Origin of the sequence: Jatrophihabitans cynanchi (genome assembly GCF_027247405.1) — a bacterium.
GTDB classification, from domain to species: domain Bacteria; phylum Actinomycetota; class Actinomycetes; order Mycobacteriales; family Jatrophihabitantaceae; genus Jatrophihabitans_B; species Jatrophihabitans_B cynanchi.
This window is the reverse complement of the sequence record NZ_CP097463.1, coordinates 3,887,524-3,911,550: the sequence shown is the minus strand read 5'-3', so window position 1 is coordinate 3,911,550 and position 24,027 is coordinate 3,887,524. Positions and strand designations below refer to the sequence as shown.

The 24,027-nt window shown below is 68.1% G+C and carries 20 protein-coding genes and 2 pseudogenes; 8 read left to right on the top strand and 14 right to left on the bottom strand.

All coding sequences use genetic code 11. The features are described 5' to 3' along the window. Window positions 1-2 precede the first annotated feature (2 nt). Complete coding sequence (locus M6B22_RS19035; RefSeq protein WP_269443143.1) at window positions 3-2,219, bottom strand: MMPL family transporter; 2,217 nt, start codon at window positions 2,217-2,219, stop codon at window positions 3-5. Window positions 2,220-2,306: 87 nt separating this feature from the next. Here M6B22_RS19035 and lipB point away from each other — a divergent pair, with 87 nt between their 5' ends. Genes lipB through M6B22_RS19015 form a run of 4 tightly spaced genes read left to right on the top strand, consistent with a single transcriptional unit; the run spans window position 2,307 to window position 5,550 of the window. Beyond that, window positions 2,307-2,954 (top strand): lipoyl(octanoyl) transferase LipB, encoded by a 648-nt coding sequence (gene lipB / locus M6B22_RS19030; RefSeq protein ID WP_269443142.1) that lies wholly within the window; start codon window positions 2,307-2,309, stop codon window positions 2,952-2,954. 7 nt (window positions 2,955-2,961) lie between these two features. Continuing rightward, entirely contained in the window at window positions 2,962-3,303 is a 342-nt protein-coding gene (locus tag M6B22_RS19025; RefSeq protein ID WP_269443141.1) for a hypothetical protein, read from the top strand. Window positions 3,304-3,335: 32 nt separating this feature from the next. Continuing rightward, window positions 3,336-4,277 (top strand): lipoyl synthase, encoded by a 942-nt coding sequence (gene lipA, locus M6B22_RS19020; protein ID WP_269443140.1) that lies wholly within the window; start codon window positions 3,336-3,338, stop codon window positions 4,275-4,277. Between the two features lie 58 nt (window positions 4,278-4,335). After that, on the top strand, window positions 4,336-5,550 hold the full coding sequence (locus M6B22_RS19015) for an IS4 family transposase (RefSeq protein ID WP_269441633.1): 1,215 nt from the start codon (window positions 4,336-4,338) through the stop codon (window positions 5,548-5,550). A 193-nt stretch (window positions 5,551-5,743) separates the two neighbouring features. Here M6B22_RS19015 and M6B22_RS19010 read toward each other — a convergent pair. Continuing rightward, a pseudogene (locus M6B22_RS19010) lies at window positions 5,744-6,758 on the bottom strand (IS5 family transposase). A 54-nt stretch (window positions 6,759-6,812) separates the two neighbouring features. Next, window positions 6,813-7,577, bottom strand: a complete 765-nt coding sequence (locus M6B22_RS19005; protein WP_269443139.1) for a C40 family peptidase — start codon at window positions 7,575-7,577, stop codon at window positions 6,813-6,815. A gap of 152 nt (window positions 7,578-7,729) precedes the next feature. On the opposite strand from M6B22_RS19005, the gene M6B22_RS19000 reads away from it, so the two are divergent. The 3 genes from M6B22_RS19000 to glnA all read left to right on the top strand — a co-directional run bounded on the left by M6B22_RS19000 (window position 7,730) and on the right by glnA (window position 10,468). Next, the gene (locus M6B22_RS19000) at window positions 7,730-8,482 is read left to right on the top strand and encodes a DUF4191 domain-containing protein (protein WP_269443138.1); all 753 of its coding nucleotides are present in this window, start codon (window positions 7,730-7,732) and stop codon (window positions 8,480-8,482) included. Further along, window positions 8,482-8,940 (top strand): RDD family protein, encoded by a 459-nt coding sequence (locus M6B22_RS18995; protein WP_269443137.1) that lies wholly within the window; start codon window positions 8,482-8,484, stop codon window positions 8,938-8,940. Before M6B22_RS19000 ends, M6B22_RS18995 begins: the two co-directional genes overlap by 1 nt. 103 nt (window positions 8,941-9,043) lie before the next feature. Further along, complete coding sequence (glnA, locus tag M6B22_RS18990; protein ID WP_269443136.1) at window positions 9,044-10,468, top strand: type I glutamate--ammonia ligase; 1,425 nt, start codon at window positions 9,044-9,046, stop codon at window positions 10,466-10,468. 44 nt (window positions 10,469-10,512) lie between these two features. Here the strand turns inward: glnA and M6B22_RS18985 are convergent, their stop codons facing one another. From M6B22_RS18985 to M6B22_RS18950, 8 genes and pseudogenes are all read right to left on the bottom strand, one after another. Then, window positions 10,513-11,691 (bottom strand): site-specific integrase, encoded by a 1,179-nt coding sequence (locus M6B22_RS18985; protein WP_269443135.1) that lies wholly within the window; start codon window positions 11,689-11,691, stop codon window positions 10,513-10,515. A 113-nt stretch (window positions 11,692-11,804) separates the two neighbouring features. Beyond that, window positions 11,805-11,933, bottom strand: a complete 129-nt coding sequence (locus tag M6B22_RS18980; protein ID WP_269443134.1) for a hypothetical protein — start codon at window positions 11,931-11,933, stop codon at window positions 11,805-11,807. Between the two features lie 13 nt (window positions 11,934-11,946). Continuing rightward, window positions 11,947-12,343: pseudogene (locus M6B22_RS22295) on the bottom strand (L-rhamnose isomerase); the annotation flags it as partial. A gap of 52 nt (window positions 12,344-12,395) precedes the next feature. Then, window positions 12,396-13,706, bottom strand: coding sequence for an IS256 family transposase (locus M6B22_RS18970; protein WP_407935551.1), 1,311 nt, complete (start codon window positions 13,704-13,706; stop codon window positions 12,396-12,398). A gap of 158 nt (window positions 13,707-13,864) precedes the next feature. Beyond that, on the bottom strand, window positions 13,865-14,119 hold the full coding sequence (locus tag M6B22_RS18965) for a hypothetical protein (RefSeq protein ID WP_269443132.1): 255 nt from the start codon (window positions 14,117-14,119) through the stop codon (window positions 13,865-13,867). A gap of 319 nt (window positions 14,120-14,438) precedes the next feature. Further along, window positions 14,439-15,527 (bottom strand): hypothetical protein, encoded by a 1,089-nt coding sequence (locus M6B22_RS18960; protein WP_269443131.1) that lies wholly within the window; start codon window positions 15,525-15,527, stop codon window positions 14,439-14,441. A gap of 21 nt (window positions 15,528-15,548) precedes the next feature. Further along, entirely contained in the window at window positions 15,549-16,043 is a 495-nt protein-coding gene (locus M6B22_RS18955) for a SigE family RNA polymerase sigma factor (RefSeq protein ID WP_407935550.1), read from the bottom strand. A gap of 219 nt (window positions 16,044-16,262) precedes the next feature. Next, window positions 16,263-16,829 carry a hypothetical protein gene (locus tag M6B22_RS18950; RefSeq protein WP_269443129.1) on the bottom strand — a complete coding sequence of 189 codons (567 nt, stop codon included), beginning with the start codon at window positions 16,827-16,829 and terminating at the stop codon, window positions 16,263-16,265. A gap of 311 nt (window positions 16,830-17,140) precedes the next feature. Here M6B22_RS18950 and M6B22_RS18945 point away from each other — a divergent pair, with 311 nt between their 5' ends. Then, entirely contained in the window at window positions 17,141-18,502 is a 1,362-nt protein-coding gene (locus M6B22_RS18945; RefSeq protein WP_407935646.1) for an IS256 family transposase, read from the top strand. A 504-nt stretch (window positions 18,503-19,006) separates the two neighbouring features. Here M6B22_RS18945 and M6B22_RS18940 read toward each other — a convergent pair. From M6B22_RS18940 to mobF, 3 genes are all read right to left on the bottom strand, one after another. After that, on the bottom strand, window positions 19,007-19,582 hold the full coding sequence (locus tag M6B22_RS18940; protein WP_269443128.1) for a type IV toxin-antitoxin system AbiEi family antitoxin domain-containing protein: 576 nt from the start codon (window positions 19,580-19,582) through the stop codon (window positions 19,007-19,009). Between the two features lie 68 nt (window positions 19,583-19,650). Continuing rightward, entirely contained in the window at window positions 19,651-19,887 is a 237-nt protein-coding gene (locus M6B22_RS18935; RefSeq protein WP_269443127.1) for a helix-turn-helix transcriptional regulator, read from the bottom strand. Between the two features lie 422 nt (window positions 19,888-20,309). Next, window positions 20,310-23,957, bottom strand: a complete 3,648-nt coding sequence (gene mobF / locus M6B22_RS18930) for a MobF family relaxase (RefSeq protein ID WP_269443126.1) — start codon at window positions 23,955-23,957, stop codon at window positions 20,310-20,312. Window positions 23,958-24,027 lie beyond the last annotated feature (70 nt).

Here is a 24,027-nt window from a genome sequence, read left to right as displayed (position 1 = left end):
CGCTACTGCGCTCCGGTCGCGAGCCGGGACGGCCACCAGATCCGTCTGCCGATGTCGTGGCTGAGGGCGGGCACGAGCACCGAACGCACCAGGATCGTGTCCAGCAGCACGCCGAACGCGACCGCGAATCCCAGTTCGGCCAGGAACACCAGCGGCAGCACACCGAGCACCACGAACGTCGCGGCCAGCACCACGCCCGCCGAGGTGATCACCCCGCCGGTGACCGCCAGCCCGCGCTGGATCCCCATCCGGGTGCCGTACCGGAGCGTCTCCTCGCGTACCCGGGTCATCAAGAAGATGTTGTAGTCGATCCCGAGCGCCACCAGGAACACGAACGCGAACAGCGGGAACGCCGGATCGGCGTTCGCGAAGTGGAACACGTGGTTGAACACGAACGCGCTCACGCCCAGCGTCGCGGAGAAGGACAGCACGACGGTGAGGATCAGCAGCACCGGGGCGAGCACGGCGCGCAGCACGACCGCGAGCACGAGCAGGATCACCACGAGGACGATCGGGATGATCAGGTTGCGGTCATGCCTCGACGCCTGCTGGGTGTCGTAGTTGATGGCGGTCTGACCGCCGACCTGCGCGTTCGCCCCCGCGATGCCGTGAACGGCCTCGCGGAGCGCGATCACGGTGTCCCGCGCCGCCGACGTGTCGTAGCGGCTGGTGAGGTTGGCATCGATCAGGATCCGGCCGCCCACCGCGGACACCTGCGCAACGGGCGGCGCACACCGGTCGGTCTGCGCGCCCGCGGGAATGCCGGCGCCCTTGGTCAGCGCCGCGACCTTGGCCCAGTCCGTCGCGATGCACACGCCACCTGCGGACGGGTCCACACCAGGCACCTTGGCGGCCGCGGCCATCACCGCGTCGGCCCGGTCGGCCGCGGCGACGATCTGCGCCGGCGCCCCTGCGCCGCTGTCGAACGCCGCGTCGAACAGCGCCTGACCGTGCACCGCGTCCGGCTTGTTGGTGAAGCTCTGGGTGACGGTCAGGCCGCCGGTCTTGAGGCCGGCGACGCCGCTGGCGCAGATCAGCAGGAACACGCCGGTCGCCACCCAGCCGCGGCGCGGGTGCCGGCTGAGCGCGGCCGCGAACCGGCCCCACGCGCCGTGCGTGGCGATATCGCTCTGGTTGTCGACGTGCGGGACTCGCGGCCAGAACACCCAGCGGCCGAAGAGCACCAGGAAGGCGGGCAGGAACGTGAGCATGACGGCCACCGTGCACGCGATGCCGATCGCACACACCGGCCCGAGGCTCTTGTCCGAGTTCAGCTCGCCGAGCGTCAGGCACAGCAGGCCGATGATGACGGTTGCCGCCGACGCCCCGATCGCCGGAGCCGCCCCGCGCCAGGCACGCACCATCGCCTCGACGCGGCTGGCATGGGTGTGCAACTCCTCGCGATATCGGCTGATCAGCAGCAGCGCGTAGTCCGTCCCCGCCCCGATCACCAGCACCGACAGGATGCCCTGGCTCTGCCCGTTGAGCGTGATGACGTCGTGCTTGGCCAGCGGGTAGATGATCAACGCGGCCGCGCCGAGCGCGAGCACGGCGCTGAACAGCGGGAAGAACCAGAGCACCGGGCTGCGGTAGACGACCAGCAAGATGACGATCACCACCGCGCCGGCGGCGACCAGCAGCGCGCCGTCGATCCCGTTGAAGGAGTCGATGAACGCGACCAGCAAGCCGCCCGGGCCGGCCGGCAACACCTGCAAGCCGTCCGGCACGTTCGCCTGCGCGATGTCGGTCACCTCGTTCTCGACATCGGCCAGCTTCTTGCCGTCGACCTCCTTGCCGTTCTGCTTGGCGATCAGCGGTGCCGACACGTAGGCGGCGGGCCGCTTGCTCGAGTAGACGACCGGGCCGGCCTGGTCGGCCGCGACGCCGTCGACCGCGAGGATCTTCGTCCGGTCGGCCGCGATGCGCGCCTTGTCGGCGGCGGTGAGGCCACCTCGACGTTCGTAGACGATGAAGCCCGGGATGGTCTGCACCGGGTTGAACTCGCCGACCGCGTCGGCCACCTTGGTCGATTCGGCCGAGCCGGGCAGGTACGCCGAGTTGTCGTTCTTCTGGACGTCGCCGAGCTTGCCCTGGTACGGGCCGCCGGCGGCACCGAGCAGGAACCACAGGACGCCGAGCGCGGCGACCAGCCAGGCGCCCCGCGGAACGCTTCGCCGCCGCGGCGGGTCGGCCTGTCGGGTGACTGCGGCGCCGGTCATCACGTCCTCCTGGGCTCGGGCAGAGCGGACCGGTCGAGGGTAGTGCTGACCGCTGACACCGGACACCTCGCGCGTAATCTTGCTCGCGTGAGCGAGGTTGAGGTCATTCGGGCCGGGACGGTGCCGTACGAGCAGGCCTGGGAGCGCCAGCGCGCCCTGCACGCGGAGGTCGTCGGCGGCACCAGGCCGGACACGGTCCTGCTCCTGGAGCACCCGCCCGTCTACACCGCAGGCAAACGCACCGAGCCGCACGAGCGGCCCTTCGGCAGCGCGGGCGCGCCGGTGATCGACGTCGACCGCGGCGGCAAGATCACCTGGCACGGGCCCGGCCAGCTCGTCGGGTACCCGATCGTCCGGCTGCCCGACCCGATCGACGTGGTCGCGTACGTGCGCCGGATGGAGGCGATGCTGATCGCCGTCTGCGCCGAGTTCGACGTCGCCGCCGGGCGCGTCGAGGGGCGCAGCGGTGTGTGGCTCGCCGCCGACGCGAACCGCCCGGCGCGCAAGATCGCCGCGATCGGCATCCGCGTGGCCCAGGGTGTGACGCTGCACGGCTTCGCCCTCAACTGCGACCCGGACCTGAGCTGGTTCGACCGCATCGTCCCCTGCGGCATCGCCGATGCGGGTGTCACCTCGCTGGCGAACGAGCTCGGCCGGGACGTCACGGTCGAGCAGGTCCTGCCGGTGGTCGAACGGCACCTGCCGAGCCTGTTCGACGTCGTCCTGGCGGCCTGACCGCCGGGTGGGCAGGCACTCCACGTCGGCCGGCGACCGGCCGCGGTCGCTCCGGCTGCCCACGCTGCTGCTGGTCTGGCTGGCCGGGCTCGCCGCCGGGCTGTTCGCACTGCTCGGTGCCGCCGCGCGCTTCACGACCTGCTCGTCGCGCGCCACCTCGTTGGCCTGCCGGAGCACCGGCACGTCCCTCGGCGTGGTGCTCGTGGTGTGCGTCATCGCGATCGTCACCGCCGCGACCGTGCTCAGCTACGGGCGCGCCCGGCGTGGCGTCCTGACGATCGGGCTGGTGGCAGTCCTCGTGCTGGTGGGCCTGTTCTTCGCCTCGCGCGCGTTGCTCGCCACCGTCTGAGCCGGATCCGGCCGTCGGCGTAGGCTCGACGGGTGACCGCAGTTCGTCCTGAAACCGCACCCGAAGGCCGTCGCCTGCTCCGCATCGAGGCACGCAACACCGCCGTCCCGATCGAGCGCAAACCCGAGTGGATCAAGACGCGGGCGAGGATGGGGCCGGAGTACACGCAGCTGCAGGCACTGGTCAGGCGCGAGGGCCTGCACACGGTGTGCCAGGAGGCCGGCTGCCCCAACATCTACGAGTGCTGGGAGGACCGCGAGGCGACCTTCCTCATCGGGGGGAACCAGTGCACCCGGCGGTGCGACTTCTGCCAGATCGACACCGGCAAGCCGGGCCCGCTCGATCGCGACGAGCCACGCCGGGTGGCCGAATCGGTGCAGGCGATGCAACTGCGCTACGCGACGGTGACCGGGGTGACCCGTGACGACCTGCCGGACGGTGGCGCGTGGCTCTACGCCGAGACGGTGCGGCAGATCCACCGGGTGAACCCGGGGACCGGCGTGGAACTGCTCGCGCCTGACTTCGACGCCGTACCGGAGCTGCTGCAGCAGGTGTTCGACAGCCGGCCGGAGGTGTTCGCGCACAACGTCGAGACGGTGCCCCGGATCTTCAAGTCGATCCGTCCGGGTTTCCGTTACGACCGGTCGCTGGGCGTGCTGCGCGCCGCGCGCGACGACGCTCTGGTCACCAAGTCGAACCTCATCCTGGGCATGGGCGAGGAGCGCGCCGAGATCAGCCAGGCGTTGCAGGACCTGCACGACTCGGGCTGCGAGCTGATCACCATCACCCAGTACCTGCGGCCCTCGCCGAAGCACCATCCGGTCACCCGCTGGGTCAAGCCGGAGGAGTTCGTCGAGCTGCGCGAGGAGGCTCTCGAGATCGGCTTCGCCGGGGTGATGAGCGGCCCGCTCGTACGCTCGTCCTACCGCGCGGGCCGGCTGTACCAGGAAGCGATCGCGGCCCGCCGGGGCTAGTGCACGGGGCTAGGCCCAATACCGTTCAGTTAAGCTTACACCGGTGTAGTTTGGTTGCATGCCTCGTGCGGGATGGAAGAAGCCGACGTCGGATCGCCGACTGTCGGATCTGGTGTCGGTGGGTGTGCTGACGCGGGTGTTCCCGCCGGATCTGGTCGATGAGGTGATCGAGCGGGTCGGGCGCACGCAGCAGCGGTCCCGGTTGTTGCCGGCTCGGGTGATGGCCTACTTCGCGGTGGGGATGGCGCTGTACGCCGACGGGTCGTACGAGGACGTGCTGGCGCAGCTGACCGATGGGCTGGCATGGTCGGATCGCTGGCGTTCGGAGTTCGTGCTTCCGGGAAAGTCGGCGATCTTCCAGGCTCGGGCCCGGCTGGGTGCCGAGCCGGTGCGGGCATTGTTCGAGCGGGTCGCTGCGCCCTTGGGCGGCCCGGACACGCCGGGGGTATGGCTGGCCGGGCGGCGGATGGTCGCGATCGACGGCACCTGCCTGGACGTTGCCGATGTACCGGTCAACGATGAGTTCTTCGGCCGGCCCGGGGTGAACAAGGGCGAGAAGTCCGCGTTCCCGCAGGCCCGGGTGGTGGCGCTGGCCGAGTGCGGCACGCACGCGATACTGGCCGCGCGGGTAGGTGCATACCGGGACTCGGAAGCGACGCTGACCGAGAAACTGCTGCCGGCGTTCGGGCCGGGGATGGTGGTGCTGGCCGACCGTGGGTTCTTCTCCTACGCGCTGTGGCGCAAGGCGACCGACACGAACGCCGATCTGCTGTGGCGCGTCCGCACGGACAGGTTCGGGCCGAACCCGACACACGTGCGTGATCTTGCCGACGGGTCCTGGCTGGGCCAGTTGCGCAGGTCCACCGACCGCCATGGTGAGCCGATGCCGGTACGGGTCATCGACTACACCCTCGACGACGGCCGCGAGAACACCACCACCTACCGGTTGCTCACCACCTTGACCGATCCCGACGAGGCGCCCGGCGAGCAGCTCGCGCTGGCCTACGCCGAGCGCTGGGAGATCGAGTCGACCTTCGACGAACTCAAGACGCACCAGCGCGGGCCCCGCATCGTGCTTCGGTCCAAATCGCCGGACCTGGTGCTCCAGGAGATCTGGGGATACCTGTGCTGCCACTACGCGATCCGGGCGCTGATGGCCGACACCGCCACCACCGGCGGTCGAGACCCAGACCGGGTCTCCTTCGTCGCCGCCCTACGCGTCAGCCGCCGCTCCCTCGCCCAGGGCGGCGCCTTTTCCCCCTCGACGCCGTGACGGCCTGTGGCGCGAGGCGATCCGCCAACTCCTGAACAGGCTCAACCCCGGGCGCCGACGGCGATCCAACCCGCGCGTGATCAAGCGCAAGTACACCAAGTGGCACGTCAAACGCGCCCACCACGCGAGCTGGCCGCAACCGGCCGCACCACCAACCGTCATCCTCCTACCCACTAACTGAACGGTATTTGGGCTAGGCCGTGTCCCGTGAATCTTGTTGCACGGGGTGGCGGAGCCAGATTTTGATGCTGGCGATGTCGACGGTTCCCTTGTAGACGAACTCGCGTTTGTCGTATCGGGTGGCGACGGCACGGTATCCACGCAGCAGGTTGATGGCTCGCTCTACGGTGTTGCGGTCGCGGTACTTCTGCTTGTCGAATGCAGGCGGACGACCGCCGGCCGAGCCTCTCGCGATCCGCGCGTTCACCTGGTTGACCGGTTCGGGGATGGTGGCCTTGATGCCCCGGCCCCGTAGGTAGGTGCGGATCTTCACGCTGGAGTACGCCTTGTCGGCCAGGACCCGGTCCGGACGGGTGCGCGGTCGGCCACTGCCGCGGCGGGTGATGCGGATCTCGGCCATCAGCGCGGTGAACGCGATCGAGTCGTGGCGCTGCCCGGCGCTGGTGACCCGACCGACCGGCCGACACCGGGCATCAGCAGCCAGGTGGATCTTCGTCGTCACCCCGCCGCGGCTACGCCCCAGGCCCTCTCGATCCGGCGTCACCAGCGGGCGTGCGCGATCGGCGGTGGCCGATTTCTTGTAGTTCGACCGAGCCCCCCGTGTCCTTGCCCGGCCGCAGCGAAACCTCCAACACGGCCGGGGCCAGCACCTCGGGCGCGATGTCTTTCGGTGGCGCGTGCCGGGCACCGGCCGAGTGATGGTGCGCGCGGATCACCGTGCCGTCGGTGCCCAGCACCCACTCACCGGCCGCATCGACATCACTGTCGCAGTCCGCACGCAACCCGGTCAGCACCATCGACCAGGTGCCGTCACCGGACCAACGCCGGTGCCGGTTGTAGACGGTCTTCCAGTTGCCGTAACAGGCGGGAAGATCACGCCACGGCGACCCGGTCCGGGTCCGCCACATCACGCCGTCGATCACGGTGCGGTGATCGACCCATTGACCACCACGGCTGCGGATCTGGCCGGGCAGCAGCGGTTCCAGCCGCGACCACTCCTCATCGGTCAAGTCATGCCGATCATGCATGAACCATGCTTAACGCACCCGGTCCCAACTATTCGCGGGACACGCCCTAGTGCACTAGTGCCACGTCGTGCCGTACTGCACGGCAGAGGACCACACCGGCTGGTAGCGCAACCCGTCCTGCACGGTGGCTTCGGCGTACTGCATGCCGTGCCCGGCGTAGATCGCGACGTGGAAGGCGCTGCCACCGCTGAGGTAGAACACCAGATCGCCCGGGCGGGCGTTCGCGCGTGAGATGTGACGCACGCTGCGCCGCTGCTGCTCCGCGGTGCGCGGCAACTTCGACACGCGCGCCTCGCGGTAGACGTACTGCGTGTAGCCCGAGCAGTCGAAGCCGCGCGGCGTCGAACCGCCCTCGACGTACGGGACGCGGGCGCGATAGTACTTGCGCGCCGCGGTGATGATCCGGGTTCCGGTGGCGGCCGGGTGGCGCACCTGTGCTGTGGCCACGGACACCCAGCGGTCGGTGGTCTTGGACCTCACCCGGATGAGCACGGTGTGGGCGCTGCGCGACACGTGCAGTACCGAGCGGAAGCTGTGCCTGCCGCTGACGTGCAGTGCGCGGTTGACGTTCCGGTTGAACCGGGTCGTCACGCGCTTGGCGGCGTACTTGCCGTCCAGGTAGACGGCCATCCGGACCGACGACGAGCGTCGCGCCGGGTCATACGCCCAGCCGGTGATCGTGATCGTCGTCCCGTATTGCGTCGCCGACGCCAACGCCCCGCGTGGCGCAGCCGCAGCGGAGGCGCTGGACGCGAACACCAGCATGCTGGCGAGAGTGGCGAGGGCGGCACCTAGGGCGAGAGCTGCTCGCTTGCTCACAAAGAGGATTCCGTCCTGGTCGGATGTGTGCCCGTGCGGGCATCCCGGACGAGTATTCATACCGGGGCAGCAAAGGCCAAATCAGCGTCCCTGCAATCGGCCGCCGCAGCGCCCGCATGAGCTGTCGGTCCGGGCAGAATAGGATTGGCGCCATGCCGAAGAGCGCCAGAGCACCGAAACCCACCCGCGCGGACAAGAAGGCCGCGCGGGCGGCGAAGCGGCAGTCCCGGCGCGACACGTGGCGCAACCTGATCCAGGCCTTCAAGCTCACCCGGCAGAGCGACGCCCGGCTGATTCCGTACCTGATCCTGTTCGGCGTCCTCGGTGCGGCCGTGCTGTACGTCGTGACGATGCTGATCACCGGCTCGCTGTACCTGCCGATCCCGGTCGCGGTCCTCGGCGGGCTGTTGGCGGCGATGTTCGTCTTCAGCCGCCGCGCTCAGAAGAGCATGTTCAGCCAGGCGGAGGGCCAGCCCGGCGCCGCCGGCTGGATGCTGCAGCAGCAACTCAAGGGCGACTGGCGGATCAGCCAGGCGGTGGCGGGCACGACCCAGCTGGACGCGGTCCACCGGCTCATCGGCCGCCCCGGCGTGGTCCTGGTGGGCGAGGGCGCGCCGCACCGGGTGCGCGGCCTGATCGCGCAGGAGAAGAAGAAGGTCGCACGCATCGCCGGCGACACGCCGATCTACGACGTCGTGGTGGGGACCAACGAGAGCGACGTCCGGCTGGGCAAGCTGACCCGGTACCTGGTCAAGCTGCCGGCGAACCTGTCCAAGGAGCAGGTGAAGGCGTTGGAGAAGCGGCTGTCGGCTCTGAACGCCGGCCGTGCGCCACTCCCCCAGGGCCCGATGCCGCCGGGCGCGAAGATGCGCAACATGCAGCGCACGGTGCGACGCCGCTCCTGATGAGCACCCCCACCAGCGCGGACAACCGGAACGTCCCGCAGCGCTACCGCGGCGAGCGGTTGGGGCTGCCGGAGTCCGGTCCGGGCTCGCTGAGCACCACTGGCATCCGGCTCGGCGCATTCATCGTCGACGCGCTGGCCTCCTCGCTGGTCGCTGCGCTGTTCGTGCAAGCCGGTGGCGGTGCCGGCGTGGCCGGGCACCTGCCCGGCTCGTGGAGCCTGATCCCGCTGGCGCTGGACTACGTGGCCGGCGTGCTGTTCGCCGGCCGCACGCTGGGCATGTACCTGTTCGGGCTGCGCGTGATCCGGGTCGATCGCGACGTCCCGGTCAACCCGATGCAGATCGTGATCCGCACGGCGCTGCTGTTCCTGTTGATCCCGGCGCTGGTCTGGGACCGGGACGGGCGTGGGCTGCACGACCGGCTGAGCACCACGGCCGTCATCCGGGACGGGCGATGACCCGCGAAACATCGCCGAAACATCCGGGAAAACGCCCGGCAACCCTCACTACGTAGCTTTCACAGTGCTTCGGCAGCAACCACCCGGCACGAGAAGAGGATGCATGTTCACCAGCCCGGACGAGGTCACCAGGTACATCGCGGAAGAGGGCATCGAGTTCGTCGACGTCCGGTTCACCGACCTGCCCGGTCAGCAGCAGCACTTCAACGTGCCGGCCGCGACGCTGCCGGCCGACTTCTTCACCGAGGGCGTGATGTTCGACGGCTCCTCGATCCGGGGCTTCGCCGCGATCCACAAGTCGGACATGAAGCTGATCCCCGACCCGGCCACCGCGTTCCTCGACCCGTTCCGCGCGGCCAAGACGCTGAACCTGAGCTTCTCGATCGTCGAGCCGCGCACCGGGGAGCCGTACGGACGCGACCCGCGCCAGGTCGCCGCGAAGGCCGAGGAGTACCTGCGCTCGACCGGCATCGCCGACACCGCCTACTTCGGGCCCGAGGCGGAGTTCTACGTCTTCGACGACGTCCGCTTCCAGACTGCACAGAACCAGGGCTTCTACCACATCGACTCGATCGAGGGCGCTTGGAACACCGGCCGGGTCGAGGAGGGCGGAAACCGCGGCTACAAGACGCGCTACAAGGGTGGGTACTTCCCGGTGCCGCCGGTGGACCACTACGCCGACCTGCGCGATGCGATGAGCCGCGCTCTGATCGCGTCGGGGCTCGAACTCGAGCGGGCGCACCACGAGGTGGGCACGGCCGGGCAGGCCGAGATCAACTACAAGTTCAACACGTTGACGCACGCGGGCGATGACGTGCAGAAATTCAAGTACATCGTCAAGAACGTCGCGTGGGAGCACGGCAAGACCGCCACGTTCATGCCCAAGCCGCTGTTCGGCGACAACGGGTCCGGCATGCACTGTCACCAGTCGCTGTGGAAGGACGGTTCGCCGCTGTTCTACGACGAGCTGGGCTACGCCGGCCTGTCCGACACGGCGCGCTACTACATCGGCGGTCTGCTGCACCACGCGCCGTCGCTGCTGGCGTTCACGAACCCGACGGTGAACAGCTACCACCGTCTCGTGCCGGGCTACGAGGCGCCGGTCAACCTGGTGTACAGCTCCGGCAACCGCTCGGCGTGCATCCGGGTGCCGATCACCGGATCGAACCCGAAGGCCAAGCGCATCGAGTTCCGCATCCCCGACCCGTCGGCGAACCCGTACCTCGCGTTCGCGGCGATGCTGATGGCCGGGGTCGACGGCATCCGCAACAAGATCGAGCCCGCTGCGCCGATCGACAAGGATCTGTACGAGCTGCCGCCGGACGAGGCCGCCGCGATCGAGCAGGTGCCCGGCTCGCTGCCCGAGGTGCTCACCGCCCTGGAGCAGGACAACGAGTACCTGCAGGAGGGTGGCGTGTTCACCGAGGACATCATCGGTGCCTGGATCGACTTCAAGCGCGCCAACGAGATCGACCCGATCCGGCTGCGCCCACACCCGCACGAGTTCGAGCTCTACTACGACTGCTGAGGATGTTGACGCTAGAGGCCCCGAATTCCGGGGCCTCTAGCGCTTTATTGGCCGCCTTCAGCGTCGCCGGTACGCAGTGGGTACGCAGGAGAGTCGCTCCTCGCTGCGTAGACGGCCGCGACAGCCGCGCGCGACGACTCGTCCCTGTCCGGCCACAGGTGCCCGTAGGTGTCCAGGGTGGTCTTGGCCGAGGCGTGCCGCACTCGGGCCTGGACGGTTTTGACATCGAGTCCGGAGGCGATCAGCAGGCTGGCGAAGTAATGCCGCAGATCGTGGAATCGGAAGCCGGCAGGCAGGCCCTCGATCTCGACGCGCGCCTCACGCATGGCCCGCTCGATTGCCCATGGTCCTGCTGGACGGCCCAGTTCGTTAGTCACGATCGTCAGACCCTCTCCCGCTGCTACAGCGGCGGACAACTCCAGTGCCAGTTCGTTGGGGATCGGGATTGGCGTCCTACTGGCGTCGGACTTCAGCGGCTCGGCCGGCCACTGGATCACTGGCGAGACGATGCCGCGCATGAAGTCGATGTCCTCGGGCCGCAGCGCGGCCGCTTCGGCCAGCCGCAGGCCAGCGTGCGCGCCGAGCAGGATGGCCGGCCGGATCCCGTCCGGTACGGCGTAGTACAGCGCCCACACCTGCGCCGTCGTCGCGACGTAGGGACGCGGCTTCCCGGTGCCCGGTGACGTGCGCCGTGAGCACGGGTTACGCGGCATAATCCCGTCATGCACGGCATCGCTGAACAGCTGTGAGAGCCGGGAGTGCAACGCGTAGACGTAGGAGTCCGAGCGGCCCGCGACCTTGAGTGTTTTCGTCCAGTGCTTCACGTCGGACGGCTTCACCGCGGACAGCGGCACCCTGCCGAACGTGGCCTTGATGACCTTGATGTGTACCTCGGCCTGCCGAATGGTCGAGGCCCGGCGGCTGTACCCGGCGAGCCAGGTATCGGCCCACTCCCCCACCGTCATCCTGGCCGACCTCGGCGTGACGTGGTCGCCGCGGATCAGGGACGCGGTGACGGCATCGAGCCAGCGCTGTGCGTCGACCTTGCGCTCGAATGCCTGACTGCGCTCGGTTCCCGTGTCGTCGACGTACCGGGCGCGCCAGCGCAGCCCGCGGCCCGCGCGAGCGGACGGGCTGCCGTCGCGCTTGCGCCACAAATCCTCGACAGCAGCTCGTCGGCGGCGGGGCCGAAGACCGCCATGCTCCTGATCAACCGTGTCCATGGCCAAGTCCTAACACTGAGGTATGTCTCTTGTCCCGTACCTAGCGCTCGCCGTGCAAGCCGTGCGCGCGCGCTGCAGGCCTCCTTCGCCGCCGAACCGGTGCAGGTTCGGCCTCATCTTGCATCATCCGCCGACGCCTCGATCGCGCGCAGGATTTCGCGGAGCCGCTCGGCGGCTTCGTCGACGTCGGTCAGAACGTCGCCGCCCGGAGTGGTGATCGCCTCGTCGTAGAGCGACGGCACGCTTAGGCCCCCGCGCCGCGAGCGCGTCCAGGTCAAACGATCAGCACCTTCTCCGTCGCCTCCTGCACGTTCAGCACCGACCGGATCTGACCGCGGGTTTTTGGGCTCTATGTTGTGGCATTGGTGTTCTGGCATTGGTCGAGCATGAACGCAATGCCTGCGCCCGGCTCGAATCCGCCGCGAACCCGCGCCTCGAACAGGATCCGGAACAGCTGGACCGGTCGGCGGCGCCGACGATCGTGTCGTGTGCCGTGTAGAGCCGGCAACTGAAGTCGTACGCGCCGAGCTTTCTGCTCGCGCAGCAAGAACGCGACGATGAACTCGATGTTCGTTCCTGGCGCGTGATGCCCGGTGTCGACGCACACCTTGGCCGCTCGCCCAGGCGCAGGGCAGTGCGCGTACGACGTGCCGCAGCAGGTTGTCCCGCGCTCCGTTGAATTTCGGTGGCGGTCGGCATGATCGTCAGGCGGCGATCACGGGTTCATCATGACGCAGGGCACCGACAGTTTGCGCGGCGACGTGCGCGTCGAGTGCGGCGCGTAGTGCGGGCAGGTGCAGGTGGCCGTTGACGCGGCGGAACTGCTTGCTCGCCTCGTTCATCCCGGCGGCGCACCAGCGCAGCGCCATGGTGCCGTTCTGCCAGTTCTTCACGTTCATCGAGTGGTTGCGGGCGATCGAGATCATCGACTCGATGCTGTTGGTCGAACGCAGCGTGCGAGCCAGCGTCGGCGACACGCCCAGCCGCAGCACGGTCAACGTCTCGGCCAGGCCCTCGCGCAGCGACGCCGCAGCGCCGGGGTGGGTTCGCTCCAGCTCCTTCGCCAGCGCCTCGAGCTGCGCCTCGGCGACGATCGCGGACTCGGCGTGGTAGGCCGCGCGCATCCGCTTGGTCACCGTCGAGGCGAGGTGATCGGACAGCTTGTCGGCCACGTTCCTCAACTTGTGCAGTTGGCATCTCTGGATCACCGGGTGGTCGAAGACTCGGATGACTGCGGCGCGCAGGGCCTTGCCGCCGTCGATGCCCACCAGGATCGGGCGGGTGGTGTCCAGGCCGCGATCGCGCAGTCCGGTCAGCAGATCGGTGACCACGCTGGTGTTCTCCGTGGAGCCCTCGGCCAGTCCGAGTGGATGCTTGACGCCGTCGATGCCGATCCCGAGCGCGACCACGCACAAGTGCTCGCCGACGTGCACGCCGTCGATCATCAACGCGACGAGGTCCAGGCCGGACAGGTCCGCGGACAACAGCTCGCCCAGCGCGGTCTCGGTCGCGGCGACGAACCGGCGGCTGACCGCGGACTTGCTCGTCGAACGAGCAGAGCGTTCGACCCGCTGCCCGACCGGTTCCAGCCCGACCGGGTAACGACGCGACGACAAGCCGCCGAGCATCCGTTCCATCGCCATCCGGCCCAGCACCTCGGTGGAGGAGAACAGCTCATACGCCGGCACCGGCAGCTCCCCGCTCCCGTCGCTCGCGCGCACTCTCGGCCGCTCGATCGGCACCCGCCGCCCGCCCAAGGTGACCGAGCCGGCCTCGGTGCCGTGGCGCACCGCGGTGCGCGCCGGGTCGTGCTTGCCCTTCGGCCCGCACACCGCACTCACGTCCTCGGCCATCATCGTCGCCATCACCTGCAGGCCAGCACCAACCGCAAGCGCGAGCAGCCCATCCTGCACGTTCTCGGCGATCTCGGCCATCGCCACACTCACCGTCTCCGGCAACGCGAGCCGCAGCTCGGCGCTCGTCATCGGCGTCTTCTTCTGGTAGTTCTTGGTCACGGCGGTCCCCTTCTTGTCGAACTTCTTGGCGGAAGCCCGACACCTACCACGCGGCAGGCATCGAGCGGGGGACCGCCACCTCAACTTCTACGAGACCCGGGACAACCTCTGCCGCAGTCTGGCACTTCCATCGTGTCGGACGCCGTCAGGAACAGCTTCTACTCCAGGGCCAGCCACTGGTCCTCGGCGGCGTCGACATCGACGAATTCACGAGCCGCGCCGCGATCGAACAGGTGATGACCTTGTTGCTCTGGCAGTTCTGCCGGCGAGTTCGGCCGGTGCGACGGCCTGGGGGCGCGGCTGGGTGCTCCTGCGATGTCGACGCTGGAGGCAACTGGCCCGCACTGCAACGAGCCCGCTGCCATCAGCGACGTCGCCAAAGCGCACGGCACGGTGATGTCGATAACTGACAATCGGCCGGTGGCCGCCTGGGTAGATTCCCGCCGACATCACCGGGCAACACCATGGGCACTCGGCGAGGCGCAGACCTGGCCGCTTGGCGAAGCAAACCATTCCAGGTAGGTCAGGCCCACGCCGGACCGAGTGTAGCGGTCGATGCGATTCGAACCGGGAAGGTCTGGGTTCGCGGATACGTCGAACGGCCGTAAGCGCGGATAAGCGTTCTGCGGCGCCATACCGTCGTTCGACGTTCCGAGCGGTGGTACGTGAGATCGACTTCCCGCACGATCCTGTGCGTTGCCCGTTGGCGCGTATGAACATCAGCCGGTGAGTTTAGTCGTTGAAGGCTTCGGTCAGGCTCCACCAGGTCGACGGGGCGCCGGGGAGCTTGCTGAGATCGAGATTGTTGAGGATCTTCTGGGTGTCGGACTGGGTGTAGCCGTGGGCGTGGATCGTTATGGCGACGTTCCCGACACTGCGTTGGGCGCTGGTGTCATCAGATGTGCCGTCAAGCCGGCCCGCTTCGGCACCGACCGTACCGGCGGCGACATTGATCGTGACGGTGTTGCTTCCCGAAGTGAGCCCCACGACGGTGCCCGCAGCGCCAGGCTGTGCTTCGACGGAGGTCACGGTCAGCCCCGCTGGGAGCCATCCGACGCGGAACGGGATCCGGGGCAGGGGGGCTGGTGCCGCCACGACGTTCAATTCCTGGGCGCGGCTCACGAGAGTCGCGGCAGGCAGGTTTACGCCCTCGTTCATTCCTTGTATGAAGAGCCATGTGCCGTTTGGCGCTTGCCAGGCAAGGGTGGCCTTCGACGGTCCGTACTTCATGCTTGCGCCGGAAACGCCCGCGGCAACGGCGCCGTAATAGCCCGTTGTTCCTGCTACCTGGACTCGCTGTGCTGAGTGGATCTGGGTGGCTGGGTCAAAGGGCGCAGACGCAGGCAGGGCAATCACGTTCACCGCGTTCTTGCCGCCCACCATGATGATTTGAGCTTTGCCAATTGGGCCGAAGCTGTAATCGGTGCTAGTCCTCCCGCCGAGGGTGATCAAGTTGTTGAGCGCGATCTTCGCACTCGATGGGCGAGATGTCGCACCGCCTCGGGCAGGCGGGTGCAGCACGTGTGATGCGGCGGCAGTCGACGCTGCAGGCGGCGGACCGGCACTTGGTGAATCGGAGCTACCAATGCCGATGGCGACGAACGTTCCGACGCCGATGGCAGCGACCCCGATCGCCGCAGCCGACGCGGCGCGCCACCTGCGGTGCCGACCGGCGGCAGCGAAGATGTGCGCAGAAAGGGCCAGGTCGCCCGGCTGGATAGCGTGGGAGCTCACGTGGCCGTCGACCGCGGCAGCAATCAGATCGTCAACGCGCGCTGCCGAATGCTGTAGCGCATCGCGCAGTTCGGCTTCGGTGTACATCGGTACCTCCTGCGTACTCTGTCAGCGAATCGGGTTCAGTGCTTCGAGCGTGGATTCGACGCGCAGAGTCTTAAGCGCTCGATGAAGGTGCGCCCGGACCGTCGCGGGACGGCAGCCGAGCACCACGCCGATCTGTTCATCAGAGAGATCTTCGAAATAGCGTAGGGCGATCGCACTTCGCTGCTGGACGGGAAGCCGTGCCACCTCCCGCAGGAGCGCTTCTCGGCGATCCACCGCCCCGGCCGGGTCGGGAATTGCGCGATCGAGTTCCAGTGCAGGACGGCTCTCCACGCGTCCCCATTTGCGGTGCCAGGAAATGATCTCGTTGCTCAGCATCCGCCGCACGTACGCATGCGGGTGGTCGAGACGGCCAATCTTGGCCCATCGTTGGCCGGCCTTCATCAGCACTTCTTGGACCACATCCTGGGCGAGTTCACGATCGTCCGTAACGACGATCGCCAGACGCAGCAAGCCAGTTCGCGACTGCGCTACATAGGTCTCGAAGTCCAAGCCCACACCTCGATTCGGATCCGGTGTCTCTCCATCTAACGCGCCCGGACGCGCGAAATGTTTACATCCCGAGATGCACGATCGGCGGCGAGCCAGGCCCTGCCCGTACCCGCCGACACCCACGAGGCGCGCAGCCGGATGGACTGTTGGTGGGGACCGGCGGCGTGGGTCGCGCGGCGCCGGTCCCCACCGCTCAGCTGTTACACCGACATTGGGGTAGCGAGATCAGGGGCAACTGCCTGCGCCTGCGCACAGGACCATCGAATTGATAGGGGTAAAGTTGTAGTTGGTGAAGTAGCCCGCCTTGATGTAGTTGAGATTCCCATATCCAGGGGTGTAGAACGGAGGATTCGGTGTCGTGCAATTCGTACCGTTGTAGCCTGTGCACAGGTAAACGCGAGCGCCACCGGTTTGGTTATTGACAATATAGTGGTTCCCCGTGACATTGCTGAAGTTGTCGTATCCGTAGTAGTAGTAATTGGTATGCGGATGCGTAGGGCCCAGGATATCCGTGTTGTCGGTATATAGGCAGGCATAGCCCGATGGGCAGCCGGTGTCGACATCAGTAGTCACCATCGTCGATGCAGCGCCCGTCGCATCGACAGGAACTTCAACGACCGCCTCGGAGTCTGGGCCGTGAGCGATCGTAATAACCTTCCGGAAACTCACCGGGTCGGGCTGGCTTGTTGACGCGCTGGGTGTTGCCGAGGCCGGCACGGTCGCTATGAGCAGACCGGCCGCAAGGACGCCCAGCGCAAGAACCGCGCCGGGTAAAGCGGAGAACTTCTTCATGCTAAACCTTTCGATCTATGCGGCGCGTTGGCGCCAATGTTTGGCCATCTATCGTCATGAGGCGAGAATGCACATTCGGTGGAGCCCTGCCACCGCGTGCAGATGGTCTGAAGCGCATGCAATGCGGGCGTGTCAGATGGTCTGTGTGAGGGGTTGAGCTAACCCCGTGCGGGAGGCTCCTGCGGGAGCTGTCGCACAGATCGGAGAACACGATCATGACGATCACGATGATGCCGGGCGGCCGGGCCGCTGCGGTGAACGAGGTGCCGTCGGCGGTGGCCGATCAGCTGGTGTCGGCGACACTGGAGGACATGGCCAAGCGCAGCCGCAAGGACGAGCCGGTGCCACCGGCGCGGGTGGCGGCGCGCAAGCTGGTGGCCGAGATGGCCGGGCAGGGCTGGCTGGACGATCTGATGTCGAAGGTCGGTGACGACGGTGTCGCGTTGACCGGCGACGGCGGGTTCCTGCCGGAGATGATCAAGGCGGTGCTCGAGCGTGGACTCGAGGCCGAGCTCACCGATCACTTGGGCTACGAGCGTGGTGACCCGGCCGGGGCCGGGTCTGGCAACTCCCGTAACGGGTCGACGCCGAAGACGTTGTTGACCGAGGTCGGGCCGGTCGATCTGGACACGCCGCGGGATCGGGTCGGCAGCTTCACGCCCCGGCTGGTACCGAAGGGGACCCGCCGCCTCGGCGGCCTGTCGGACATGATCATCAGCCTCTATGCCGGTGGGATGACGGTGCGCGACATCGGCCACCACCTGCAGCGGGTCTATGGCACCGAGCTGTCCCATGACACGATCTCCAAGATCACCGACGAGGTCCTCGAAGAGGTCAAGGCCTGGCAGACCCGTCCCCTGGACGCGGTCTATCCGGTGATCTTCATCGACGCCCTGGTGGTGAAGGTCCGCGACCAGAACGTAGTGCGCAACAAGGCCTGTCACGTGGTGATCGGCGTCGATACCGACGGCGTGAAGCACGTGCTGGGCTTGTGGGTTCAGCAGCAAGAAGGCGCTCGGTTCTGGAACCAGGTGCTCGGCGAGCTGCGCAACCGCGGAGTGCGCGACGTGCTGATCGCCTGCTGCGACGGCCTGGTCGGGCTGCCAGAGGCGGTCGAGTCGACCTGGCCGCAGACAGTGGTGCAGACCTGCGTGGTCCACCTGATTCGCGCCTCGCTGCGTTACGTGTCCTACAACGACCGCAAGGCCGTCGCTGCGGCGCTCAAGCCGATCTACACCGCGGTCAACGCCGACGCCGCCTTCGACGAGCTCACCACGTTCGCCGACTCCGAACTCGGCAAGAAGTACGGCGCCACCGTCGCAGCGTGGGAACGAGCCTGGGACCGGTTCGTGCCGTTCCTGGCCTTCCCACTGGAGGTTCGCAAGGTCATCTACACCACCAACTCGATCGAGTCGTTGAACTACCAGCTCCGCAAGATCATCAAGAACCGTGGCCAGTTCCCCAATGACGACGCCATCATCAAGCTCATCTGGCTGGCCATCCTCGACATCGAAGACAAGCGCGCCGCTCTGCGAGAGAAGGACAAAGGCAAGCCGGCGAACAAGCGCACCGCCCCGCCCCGCCTGATCGAAGGCGCCACCACCACCGGCTGGCGCGCCGCCATCAACGCCCTCGACCTGGCCTACCCCGGCCGGCTCCCCGCCGGCCTCTAACCCAACGATCTTGACCACTTACACAGAAGACTTGACAGGCTCTGCAATGCTGCATAGAACCACGCCGCGCTTCGTATAAAGAGCGTGCCTCGGGACCTTCGTCCATGACCGCATCCCCCTCTGGTGACGACGCCGATGCGTACACGACAGGCACGACAGGCTGGCCGCGCGTAACGGAGACAACCCGCTCCAGATGGGGCTGCTCTGCAACCGTCAGGATGGAGGTAACACACGGTTTACTCCGAGAAAGATCAATTGGTCAACCAGCGCCTCAACCGGTGGCGCGAGCCGGCGATCGTTCGATCCCATCCGGAGCAACCCAGGCGAGCTCGCCCGGGCATACTCCTCGAACCTCGTCGTCTCAGGCGTGCATCCTCGCCGCAGCCAATCGACGCTGCACGCGCGTCTCGAGCTGATGCAACCCTCGGGCGTGGTTGCGCAGCCGAGCGCGCAGCGAGGTCAGGCTCGAAGGCGGCTCGATCGGCGTTCCCGGCGTTGACTCGGTCATCGTCGCCGACCTCCTGCCTGTCGTCGCGAGTCGATCTCTGCGTCGAGTGACGCCCGCTCGCCTCGCGTCAGGAATCCCTCGCGCACCGCGGCCTCGGATGCTTGTCGCAGCAACTGCGCGTCGGTGCCGTAGGCAAGACATTCCCGGATCGAGTCGGCCGGGCGCACCACCGGCAGCCCGTCATAGATGATGATCGACGCCGGGTCCAGGGTGCGCCGCCATACGCGATACTGATCGCCGCCTCGGCGACGTGGGGCGTAGTTGCTCGGCACGGTCAGGTGGATCAGTGGCGGGTTCACATCGCACAGATCGACCAGATCGAGTGCCGACTCGTGCGAGATGACTCCGCGCCCCCGTGTCCAGGCAACGGCCTCCGCGTACGCGGAGTGCGCGCCGCCGGCGAGGATCGGGACCCGGTAAACGCCCTGCGCGGTACGTTCCAGGCGGCCAGCTGCGGCCAGTTTGCGCAGCACGACCGGATCGATACCCGCGGTGACGGCATCGCGCGTGGTCACGTAGCCATGGTTGTCGACCGCAACCTCGAGTACGTCGTCATACGCCGTCATGTGCATTACCGTACAAGAACAGCACGGTATCGCACATATTTGGCTAATTGCCATGGCGGCGGGTCGCGTCTACGTCAGGCGGCGTGGGGTCCGTCGTCGCTTTGGTGGTGCAGCCAGTCGAGGATGTCGTGGCGCCAGTAGCGCACGCCGCGGCCGACTCGGAAGCTTCGTGGTCCGGTGCCGAGGTGGCGCCAGTAGCGCAGGGTCGCGACGGGTGCGCGCAGCAGTTCGGCGGCTTCGGTGATGGTGAGCAGTTGGTCGTTCTGTCCGCGCGGGTCGTGGGGACGCTCGTCGTGCGATTGCGGGTTCATCGGTTCCTCCTCGTGGTGGGTGGTTCATCAGCGGTGGGGCTATCACTAGGGACAGGTGCAAAATCGGGCCGATTGGCGCCACCCGGCGCCCCACTGTTAGCGGATCGTGATCATCGAGTGTCATCGAGTGCGCGCCGTCGTCGACGTTGACGCGTCGGGGTAGTGGTCGATCGCTGTATGCGGGTCACGTGCCTCCAGCACGCTTGGATGCGGCAGCTGCGAATTCTCCGATCGTGAAATCGTTACCTGTTGGTGCTGGGGTGCTGTTGCTACTGACAAGGGTTTGGCGTCGGGGAAAGGACGTGGGTCGCTGCGGTGGCTGGTTGTCGTCGCTGGTCAGGTGGGGCGCGCGATCGGTGCAATCGGTACGCCGATTGCTGCACGGCGCGGCCGACGGCAGTGTCAGCGGCTGCGTGTGAGGGTCAGCGGCCGATGCTGGGCCCGTGGTGCGGCGCTGGGCTCTGGTACCGGTCCTGGTTGGCGGTGTAGCGGATCCGCTCGCGGGCGGCTGCTTCGGATTCGGCGGCGGCGCGGGCCGCGCGGATGAGTTGCGCGGCTTCGCGTTCGCTGTCGCGGTCGGTCTTCCAGCTCTGGTGTTCGGTGGTGAGGAACTCCGGTGGCCGGCTGTGGATCGCGGGCTCGGCGGTGAGCTGGGCGATGCGCGCCCGAGCGGTAGCCAGGTGGGAGCGGTCGTGATTGATGTCGTGGTCGAGTTGCTCGATCCGCTCGCCCGGGTTCTCGGTGTGGGCCAGCCGTCCGTACCGGCCGAGCTGCGCGGCGTGCGCGCGGCGGGTGTCGTGGAGCTGGCGCCAGGCGTGCTCGCGCTCGCGAATGGTCGCCTCGACGGCGGCGAGCAGCTGCCCGTCGTCGGGGTGGGCCTGTTCGGCTTGTTCGTGGGCGTACCGCTCGAAGGCGGCGTGCAGGCTGGCCGGGTTGTCGTAGCGGTTGGCGTAGTAGGCGATCTGGCGGGTGCTGGTGGGCATGTCGGGCAGGATCGGTTGCCAGCTCAGGGACCAGCGGGCCAGCTGCTCGGTGGCCCGGTTCACCGCGACCAGCCGCAGTCCAAGGCGGCCGGGACCGGCCAAGACGATCCGCGCCTGGCTGCGGGCCGCATCGCGTTGGGCGTCCCATTGGGCCTGAAGGCGTCCGCGCAGGTGATCGGCCTGGGCCGCGATGGCGGCCGCGGCGTGCGCTGCGCGGGCGGCCGCGTCGGCGGCGGCGTGTTTGGCCTCCTCGTACTGCGCCGCGAGTGGTGCGAGTTGGCTGCTGTGGTCGCGGCGCAGTACCACGATCTCGCTCAGCTGGTCGCGGATCGGCACGGCCCGGTCGAGCCGTTCACGGCAGCGGGCCTCGGTGTCCCATTCCTTCCGTAGCTCGACCAGCACTTGTTCGACAGGGCGGCCGGTCGCGTACCGGCTCGCTTGCTGCGCGGCGAGCTGTGCGGCGTGGGCCGGACCGAGGTCGGCGCGGTCGCGGCCGAAGGCCGCGAGCCACTGCTCCCGCGCGTCCTGGGTGCTGTCGGCGACGAGGTGGGCGGTGTTGGTGTGCCGGCCGCGGGTCATCGCGACGTAGGCCGACGCGGCGCTGGTGTGCTCACCGAGCAGCAGGTGCGCGCTGTCGATGGTCTCGCCCTGCGCGCCGTGCACCGTGCTGGCGTAGGCGAGCTCGACATGCTCACGCACATAAGACGCAGGCAGCGTCCGGTCGCCGTGCTGTCCGGTAACGGTGACCTGCCCGTCCGCTGCGAGCTGGGTGAGGGTCCAGGTGTCGCGGTTCGCGACACCCAGCTCGGTGTTGTTGCGGCGGGTCGCGATGAGGTCCCCGACCCCGATCCGCTCCCCCGCCCGAGTCGTAACCGTGCGCCGGTCGTCGACGAGCCCGAGGGCGATCAGGCGTTCACGGATCGCCGCATTCAGCCCGGTGACCTGTTCGCGGGTGTCGGCCACGACAGCTGCCGGCGACCCGGCATCGAGGGCTTGGACGGCGGTGTCGGCGAGCGCAGCGACGCGATCCGGGTCGCCGGCATGGACCCGGATCTGATCGCGGGCCAGCAGTGCGTCGAACACCGCGCCCGGGTCCTCGCCGGTGCGCATCGCCAGACTCAGCTGCGCGTACTGCTCGTCCGGAACGCTCACCCGGGCGCCGTCCGGACCGGTGCAGGTGAACCGGTGCACCGTGTCCAGCGTGAGGCAGCCGGCGGGGTCGCTCCAGCGGGCCGCGAGATCGAGCACACCACCGCGTCCGACTGCCGGCAGTTGGTGCCGGTCACCCAGGAAGGTGAGCCGCGCCTGGTGCTCGTCGGCGATGATCAGCAGCGCGCGGGCGGTGTCCTGATCGAGCATGCCGGCCTCGTCCACCAGCAGCAGATCGCCCGCACGCAGCCTCGCGTCCAGGCGCGGGCCAGCGTGGGCGAGACCGGTGTGCGGGTCAATCTCGCCGACGGCGAGGCGGGTCCAGTTACCGTGCTCGTCCCACCGGAAACCATGCTGATAGGCCAGCCACGCCGCCGACGACGCCCGCGAGCCGACCTGCCGGGCGGCGACGTTGGCGGCTTTCAACGTCGGGGTCACCACCATCAGCCGGGCGCCCTGCGCGTCGATGGCGGTGCGGGCGGCGGCCAGGGTGGTGGTCTTCCCGGCTCCGGCGGCGCCCTCCACGACCACCAGCCGGCGGTCACCGCTGAGCGCGGCGACGACCTCACGCTGTGCCCCGTCAAGGCCCTCGAAACCGTCCTCAAGAGCGTCTTCGCGGCCCTCCCGCACAGTGGTCTGCGTGGTGTTGGCGCGTGCGGCAAGGCGAGCGGTGAGGTCGGCTTCGACCTCGAGCACCTGCCGGGAGCTGAGTGCCCGGATGTGCTCGGGAACCTCAAGGCGGTCGAGCAGCGGCACGCACTCGGCCAGCGCCCGGGCGGTCAGATCCTCGGCCAACTCGCTGCGCACGCCGGGTTCGGTGACGATGTTGCGGCGCGCGAGCAGCTGCTCGACCTCGCCGCGGATGTCGGCGGCGTTCCATCCCGAGCGGCGCGCCGCGAGCCGTGCCAACACCTCGCTGACTGCGCGGTCGCGGTCCAGCTCACCGACCGCAGCCGCATCCACACGCCCCCTCACGTGGCTGTCCCGATACCCGAGCGCACGCAGTTCCTCGACCCACCGCCCCGTCAACTCGGCCCCGTCGCGCGGCACGATCTTGTCCGGACGGTCCTCTGCCCAGGCCCGCGTATCCCAGCCGCGGCGCAGCGCGGGGCCGGGTTCGTGTCCGGGGTGTGCGGCGCGCCAGTCGGCTTCGTAGCGCTCGATGTTGCGGCCGATCTGTGCCGCCCGGGCACTGAACGGACCGACGAATTCGGCCAGCTCGGTGACCTCGCCCGAGTCGGGATTGACGGTCAGACCGTTGCGGGCGAGCGCCTGGCGAAATTGCGGATCGGTCATGACCGCGGCGTGCCCGATACCGTTGATCGCATCCAACGAGTCACGCACCCCGACCGTGTGCAGACCGCGCCAGCGTCCCGCGGCGAACACCCGGGCGTTGATCTGCAGATGCAGATGCCGATGCGGATCCCCGGCCCGGGACGTGTGGTGCCGCACCGTCACCGCCTCCAGCTGCTGCACCGGCACCTGCACCTGCGCGCCCCGTGGACCCACCCGGGTGGTCGCGTGCTGCGCCAACCACGCGATAATCTGCGTCGCGGCGCGCTCTTGCGCCGCGTCATAGGCCTCCGAGATATCGGGATGTAATTCTGCGGCCAGGGACCAGGACTTGGGTCCGTTCACGACGACCTCGACGAACCGAACCGCCTTCTCGTCATGGCGCAGCCGGCCCTTCGGTACGCCAGTGTCCGGATCCACCCCGGCCACCCAGCTCTCGTATGCCGCACCGGTCAACGGCTCCAACCGGCGCACCCCGGTATCTGGGGAGACCGCAAAACGCTCCGCGATCCCGGCGCCCTCGGTCAGGTAGTAGTCGTCCGCGCGGCCCCGACCGGCCTCCACATAGTTGCGTGCAGCAGCCGGTGAACCCCGGTACGTCTTCATCCCGCCGTGCATTAACCAACACCATTCAATAACAACCAACAATGCATTTCATGTCACCCCGGAAGGGGTGACCTTCCTACCATTATTGGTAGCATGCGTGCCGTTCTTG

Coding starts and splice junctions, on each gene's coding strand:
- M6B22_RS19000 (WP_269443138.1), top strand. CDS start 7,730: ATGCCGAAGAGCGCCAGAGCACCGAAACCCACCCGCGCGGACAAGAAG.
- M6B22_RS18945 (WP_407935646.1), top strand. CDS start 17,141: ATGGCCAAGCGCAGCCGCAAGGACGAGCCGGTGCCACCGGCGCGGGTG.
- M6B22_RS18940 (WP_269443128.1), bottom strand. CDS start 19,582: ATGCACATGACGGCGTATGACGACGTACTCGAGGTTGCGGTCGACAAC.
- M6B22_RS18960 (WP_269443131.1), bottom strand. CDS start 15,527: ATGTACACCGAAGCCGAACTGCGCGATGCGCTACAGCATTCGGCAGCG.
- M6B22_RS18950 (WP_269443129.1), bottom strand. CDS start 16,829: ATGAAGAAGTTCTCCGCTTTACCCGGCGCGGTTCTTGCGCTGGGCGTC.
- M6B22_RS19035 (WP_269443143.1), bottom strand. CDS start 2,219: ATGACCGGCGCCGCAGTCACCCGACAGGCCGACCCGCCGCGGCGGCGA.
- glnA (WP_269443136.1), top strand. CDS start 9,044: ATGTTCACCAGCCCGGACGAGGTCACCAGGTACATCGCGGAAGAGGGC.
- M6B22_RS18995 (WP_269443137.1), top strand. CDS start 8,482: ATGAGCACCCCCACCAGCGCGGACAACCGGAACGTCCCGCAGCGCTAC.
- M6B22_RS19015 (WP_269441633.1), top strand. CDS start 4,336: ATGCCTCGTGCGGGATGGAAGAAGCCGACGTCGGATCGCCGACTGTCG.
- M6B22_RS18935 (WP_269443127.1), bottom strand. CDS start 19,887: ATGAACCCGCAATCGCACGACGAGCGTCCCCACGACCCGCGCGGACAG.
- M6B22_RS18985 (WP_269443135.1), bottom strand. CDS start 11,691: ATGGACACGGTTGATCAGGAGCATGGCGGTCTTCGGCCCCGCCGCCGA.